Origin of the sequence: Tardiphaga sp. (assembly GCF_025356345.1) — a bacterium.
Classification (GTDB): Bacteria; Pseudomonadota; Alphaproteobacteria; order Rhizobiales; family Xanthobacteraceae; genus Tardiphaga.
In genome coordinates this window covers 1-5,992 of the sequence record NZ_JANXTC010000285.1, presented here as the reverse complement: position 1 = coordinate 5,992, position 5,992 = coordinate 1, and the positions used below count along the sequence as shown (strand labels likewise).

At 63.6% G+C, this 5,992-nt stretch carries 5 protein-coding genes; 3 read left to right on the top strand and 2 right to left on the bottom strand.

Annotated elements, in window-relative coordinates:
- Positions 1-561 (top strand): cobalamin B12-binding domain-containing protein (locus tag Q0S16_RS17635; protein ID WP_295850686.1); only part of this gene is annotated, 561 nt, incomplete at its 5' end.
- 56 nt (positions 562-617) lie between these two features.
- A complete protein-coding gene (locus Q0S16_RS17630; protein WP_295850685.1) occupies positions 618-1,283 on the top strand; it encodes a biliverdin-producing heme oxygenase in 666 nt (221 codons plus the stop codon).
- Between the two features lie 123 nt (positions 1,284-1,406).
- Here Q0S16_RS17630 and Q0S16_RS17625 read toward each other — a convergent pair whose 3' ends face one another.
- Both Q0S16_RS17625 and ppsR read right to left on the bottom strand, forming a co-directional pair.
- Positions 1,407-3,587: a GAF domain-containing protein gene (locus tag Q0S16_RS17625; protein WP_295850682.1), complete on the bottom strand. Its 2,181-nt coding sequence runs from the start codon at positions 3,585-3,587 to the stop codon at positions 1,407-1,409.
- A gap of 1 nt (position 3,588) precedes the next feature.
- Complete coding sequence (gene ppsR / locus Q0S16_RS17620; RefSeq protein ID WP_295850681.1) at positions 3,589-4,962, bottom strand: transcriptional regulator PpsR; 1,374 nt, start codon at positions 4,960-4,962, stop codon at positions 3,589-3,591.
- A 403-nt stretch (positions 4,963-5,365) separates the two neighbouring features.
- On the opposite strand from ppsR, the gene Q0S16_RS17615 reads away from it, so the two are divergent.
- The gene (locus Q0S16_RS17615) at positions 5,366-5,755 is read left to right on the top strand and encodes a c-type cytochrome (protein ID WP_295850688.1); all 390 of its coding nucleotides are present in this window, start codon (positions 5,366-5,368) and stop codon (positions 5,753-5,755) included.
- Positions 5,756-5,992: the final 237 nt, after the last annotated feature.

The following is a 5,992-nucleotide window of genomic DNA, read 5'->3' as shown; positions in this document are numbered from 1 at the left end:
GATTCCATCCTGCTCGAATTACTGGCCCCGGCGGCACGGCATCTCGGCACGCTGTGGGACACCGATGCGACCGACTTCGTCACCGTGACGCTAGGTGTCAGCCGGCTGCAGCGGATCATGCGGCGGCTCAGCGAAGCGTTCTTCCAGCAAGGCCACGGCGCCAATCGCGGCGAGTCGGCGCTGCTCACCATCATTCCTGGCGAGCAGCACAGCTTCGGCCTGTCGATGGTAGCCGAATTCTTCCGCCGCGCCGGCTGGAACCTGTGCACTGGACCGTTCACATCGCATCAAGAACTGACCTCGCTGGTCCAGCATCACTGGTTCGATGTGGTGGGCTTCTCGGTCAGCAGCGACCGCCGGCTCGAGGAACTGAAAAAGGATATTGGTGCCATCCGCCGCGATTCCCGCAACCGCCGCGTCGGCATCATACTGGGGGGCCCAATGCTCATCGCGCAGCCTGGCCTTGTGGCCTCGATGGGAGCAGATATGATGTCGATCGATGCGACCACTGCTCCCGAGCAGGCCCGTGGTCTGATCGATCGGTTGACACAGCACACCTGAGTTTTCGGCAACGCACGGCGATGCCGCGTAGAAAGTGATCAGGAATGACGACGGCCATGGCGGACGGCACCGCTCCGGTGAGTGTGGTAACCGCGCTCTATATCGGCACCAGGACGCTGCATACCGAAGCTGAACGATCCGGGATTATCCGCGACCTCTTGCGCGGGGAAGCCAGCCGCGACGGTTACATCCTGCTGCAGCGAAACCTGCTGCCCGCCTATCATGCGCTGGAACGGGGCCTCCAACATCATCGCGACACGCCTGCCCTTGCCGCGCTGGCAGGCTATCGGCTCGACCGCGCCGCGCCGCTGCGGGCCGATCTGAAGGCGATGTGCGGCGGCGACTATGCCGACATTCCCTTACTGGCCGCCGGCGAAGCCTATGCACGGCGGATTACCGAGGCCGCCGAAGGCGACGGCGCGCGACTGATCGCGCATGCCTATACGCGCTATCTCGGCGACCTCAGCGGCGGCCAGATCCTGCGGCGACTGCTGGCCAAAAACCCCGGCCTACGGCCGGAGGAATTGTCGTTCTATGATTTTCCGGACCATGCCAATCTGGCGGCGCTGAAGGCGGAATATCGCCAGGCCCTCGATGACGCCGGCGCGCTGGCTGCTGACCCGCGGGCGATCATCGACGAGGGCTCGCTGGCCTTCTCGCTCAACATCGAACTGTCCTGGGCCGTTCAAAACGCGTTACTGCCAGCCACGGCGGCGGAGTAACTTTGTCGTCAGCTGTCATTCGGGGAGCCCTTACGACGAAGCAATCCAGTCCTCCCTTTTGGCCCTGGATTGCCGCGTCGCTTCGCTCCTCGCAATGACGGCGGCTGGTGACGAAGCATGCCATTAAGTCCCGCGCTTGTCCGCGCCTGACGTCCTTGAGGCGTGCCAGATCAGATGCTCCAGCACTTCCGCGGTGCGCAGCGTCGAGGCGCGCACGCTTTCCAGCATCTCGGCGATTCGGCTGGCCTCAACGCCATAGGTGATTTCGAGCGCGGCAAGCTGCGCGTTCTCGACCACCGACGACAGCAGGTTTTGATAGACGAGGTCGGTACGGGTATCGAGCCGCACCGACCGGGTTCGGTGACTCTCGATGATGCCCGCCTGAAACCGGCTGCGCGCGGCATCCGCGGCCTTGCGGTCGGTGATATCCGAGAAGATCAAAACGAAGCCGAGCACGCGGTCGCGCGCCGGCTGTACCGCGTCGGCGCGGATCAGAAGCGGCCTTTCGCGATTGCCCGCCCTTTTCAGCGACAGCTCGCCGCGCCAGGCGCGGCGATGGGTGAGCAGATCATCGAGATTCCGGAGGAAATTTTCGGGCTGGCGGAACGCCGCCGCGAGGTCGCCGAGCCGCCGCGGCGGTGGATAGTCATCGGGCAGCAGCTGTTTGAACGCGTCATTCGCCTGCAGGATCCCGCCGGCAACATCCGCGATGATGACCGGTTGCTCGGAGATTCGGACATGACTACTGAACTGATCGAGCTGGTCTTGGGCGATCAACGTGCGCACCGCGCGAAACTGCAGCACGATGTCGGCGACCGCCTGCCCGATCAGCCGCGCCGCCGCGAGGTCGGCCGGCGTCCACGGATCCGACGTGCCCTCGACCTGCTGATGCCATTGCGCAAACGAGCGCCGCGGCGACAGGTCGAGCGGATCGTCGCCGATCACGAACGGCTTTTCCGGATCGCCACCCCAGGTCACGGTGCGTATCCGTTCGGGACGAAACCAGATCAGATACTCGCCGGGATTGTCGGACAGCGTTGTCGCGGCGATGCCGCTGGCGACCTGGGTCAGTCCTACAAAATACGGCCAGTCGAGCCCGAGGGAAGCGGTCGCGATCACTGGCGCGCGCGGCCGGCGATCGAGCCATTCGCCGATCTCGCGAATTTCCTGCGTGCCTGGAACCTCGCCAGCGGTGACAATCTGGCCTTCATAGATCAGCGCGCTGCCACCAGCGCCGAGCGGCTGCAGGATCGATTGCGAGGGGTCGAAGATCGCGCCGCGCCAGTCGCCGTCGCGTGACATCGCCTCGACCATACTCTGTTGCAGCCGTTGTACGAACAACTCCGACTGGCTCTGCGCAAAGCTTTCCAGCGCCGCGATCCGCGTCGCAATCGCTTCCGCCAGCAATTCGCACACCGCGCGCAGCTCAAAATGGATGAAGCGCGGCTCGTAATGATGGCAAGCAATCAGCCCCCACAGCCGGCCGCCAACCACCAGCGACACCACCAGCGTGGCGCCAACCCCCATGTTCTTCAGGTACTGCAGATGGATCGGCGACATGCTGCGCAGGAAGCAGGCGGACATATCGAGGTCGCGTCCGGTCAGCGGCGACAATCGCGGCTGCAGCGGCACTGGCTCGTAGCCGACATCGACCAGCACCCGCACCCGCGTGCGTTCGTACAGCCGCCGCGCCATTTGCGGAATGTCCGTCGCAGGATAGCGATTGCCGAGAAACGCTTCCAGCTCGGGCCGGCGACGCTCGGAAAACACCTCGCCATGGCCTTCGTCGTCGAAGCGATAGACCATCACCCGGTCATAGCCGGTGCGATCCTGAAACAAGGTCGCGGTGTCGTCGCACAGCGCGCGCAGTGACGATGCCGCGCGGATTTTTTCCAGTGCCTCGGCGATCGGCTTCGATAGCTCGACCGAAGGTCCGGCGCGCTCCAGTTCGATGATCAGGCCGCCATCGCCGGGCCGGTGCAGCAGTCCGTCAAAATCCGCCGCGGGATGGCCGATCCGGCAGCGCACTGCGATCGGCATACCCTGCGCCGTCGGATCGAGATGCGGCAGGATTCGGACCAGCAGATCGCCATCGAGATCGGCGAGTGATGCGCCGAGCACCAGTCGGAGATTCAGGAAGGTCGCGGCGTTGGCGCTCCACTGGATAATACGGTGATCGGGCTCGCTGACCACCAGCAATGCGCCATGCGGCTGGATCGAGCCCGCGAGATGAATCTCTTCGCGCTCGCAATTCGAAAGATCGGCTTTTCCAAACGCTGGTGTCGCGAGCGGATACGAGGCCAAATCAATCCTCGGGGTTTTCCTCGGCGCCCGGCCCCTTGTCGTCGAGGCCGTAACGGCTCAACTTGGCATAAAGACTTTGCCGGCTCAACCCCAGCAATTCGGCGGTTGCGGTGCGGTTGCCCTTGGCGAGTTCGAGGGCTTCCTTGACGTAGTGCTGTTCGACGATACTCACCGTGTTCTTGACCAGCTTGCGCAGCGATGACTTGCCGATCTGCTCGCTAATGGACCCAAGCGCCATGCGCAAGGCGTCGCCTTCGCCTGCGACGGGAAGCCGGCGCGACACGTTGCGCAGCAGCACGCCGATCCGCTTGCCGTCGCCGCTGGCGTGGCTGGCCGCGGAAATCTCGATCTCGGTATCGGTGCCAAGCTCGCCGCGGATCGTGGTGGTGAACATGCGGACGGTGCCGTGCCGCTCGACATTGGTGAGCAACGCGTTGAGGTCGGCGCCGGGCTGCCACAGCCAGCGGCCGAGGGATTCGCCGACCGCCGACCCCTTGGCGCCGACCTGAACCAGATCGAGAAACGACTGGTTGGCGTGGGAGATCACGCCGGTTTCGTCGAGCGCGACAAAACTGTCCGGCAGATGCTCGATCAGGTCCTCGATCGAGGATGGCGAGCCGTGGAGATGCTCGACCGGCACGGCCGCGGCCGTGAACTGCAGCAGGAAGACATGGCCGGGCTCGGCCGTGATCAGCGACCCGCGCAGCATCCAGGGCTTCGCCTCGGCGCCCAGATGCACCATGATGCTGAGGGCCTTGCCGCGTTCGCGAACGCGATTCAGCATGTCGCGAACCGCCTCGCGGTCGGCGGCGGCGACCTCATGCAGCAATTCGCGGCCGGCGAGATCCTCGTTGCGGCGGCGCGACGAATTCAGCGCCTCGACCGCGGCCTTGTTCGCCTCGACAATTCGCAAATTGGCGGCGGAAACGATCACCACCGCCTCGTCGGAGGCATCAAACACCAGCCGGTAGCGGGTCTCGATCTCGCGCAGCTTCCAGTAATCGCGCTCCATGGCCTGCTGCGCCGCGATCAAGCGCGTCTGCAGTTCGGCGACCGCCTGCAGATTCTTGCCGATCGCCAACATGCCGGCGCGGCCGCCCAGTAACACCGTGGTGAACTCCAGCGGGATTTCGGTGCCGCTGGGAAAGCGCTGGTTGATCTGCCGAAATGCGCTGATGCCGCTCAGGCGCGCATCGTCCACCATGCGCCGGACCTTGTCGCCGCCAGCCTTGCCCGCGATATCGACCCAGGAACGGCCAAGCCAGCCCTCGACGCTCTCGGCCGACATCGCCGGCGACAAGGTCGCTTCACGGATGACGCCGTCCATGTCGAGGAGCAGCGTGATGTCAGGCTGCACGGTGGGTAAGGAATCCATTCTTATCTACCGATCCGTTTCCGAAAAGAGTGACGCTGAAGCCGCTCCGAGAACAAAACTGTCACCTCTCGATGCACAAGATGTGCCAGGAAAGCATGACACCTGCATATCGAAATATCACCATCGCCGCGATGGTGATGCCCTGAATCCACGAATCAAGTCAATAAACCATAGGATTATCGAGGTTTATCTCAGATTAGGCGGCGCCAGGGGTCCATCATTCTACCCAATGCCGCCTTTTCGAATTGATCCATGCCGGGAACCTTCAATCGACAAGAATATTTGACCTTTTGCAACGTCAATCTATCCTCACAGCGCGACAGCAATTCAGGTGAGAAGTCAGTGGGAGAGAAAAGTGGTGAATCAACGCCGTAGGGTTTTCGTTTCGATCTTTGCCGGCGCGATGGCGCTGCCGACTGTCACGTCTGCGCAGGACGCCGCCAAGGGCGAACAGGTATTCAAGCAGTGCATGACCTGCCACCGCATCGGTCCGGATGCCAAGAATCTGGTCGGCCCCGCGCTGACCGGGGTGATCGGCCGGCAATCCGGCACCGCGCCGGGCTTTGCCTATTCGGCGCTGAACAAGGCGGCCGGCGACAACGGACTGGTCTGGAGCGACTACCTGGTCCTCGCCTATCTGCCCGATCCCAACGCCTTTCTGAAAAAATTTCTGACCGACAAGGGCAAGCCTGATCTTGTCACCGGCTCGACCAAGATGGCGTTCAAGCTGGCCGACGAGCAGCAGCGCAAGGATGTGATCGCCTATATCAACAAATTCTCGGAGAAGAAGTAGTCGCGGGGCGCCTCCCGGCAACGGTCAGGCAAATCCGTTCTCGCGGCGCGCGGCGCCCGAGCTATGCTAAATTCCGGCCCCAATAACGGGGCCGGTGGAGCGGCGGGAGGCGCCAAGGCGTTTGCGAGACGCCTCTGGGGCAGACCATGACGCGGTCCGCCCGGGCAGCTGCTAACGCCAGCCGCCCGCGCCCAATGACGTAGGGCGCGGCGCCTCCCGGCGCTCCACCTTGGTCAT

Bases quoted from the DNA above. Each gene is read 5' to 3' on its own strand.
- ppsR (WP_295850681.1), bottom strand. From the start codon at position 4,962: ATGGATTCCTTACCCACCGTGCAGCCTGACATCACGCTGCTCCTCGAC.
- Q0S16_RS17630 (WP_295850685.1), top strand. From the start codon at position 618: ATGGCGGACGGCACCGCTCCGGTGAGTGTGGTAACCGCGCTCTATATC.
- Q0S16_RS17615 (WP_295850688.1), top strand. From the start codon at position 5,366: ATGGCGCTGCCGACTGTCACGTCTGCGCAGGACGCCGCCAAGGGCGAA.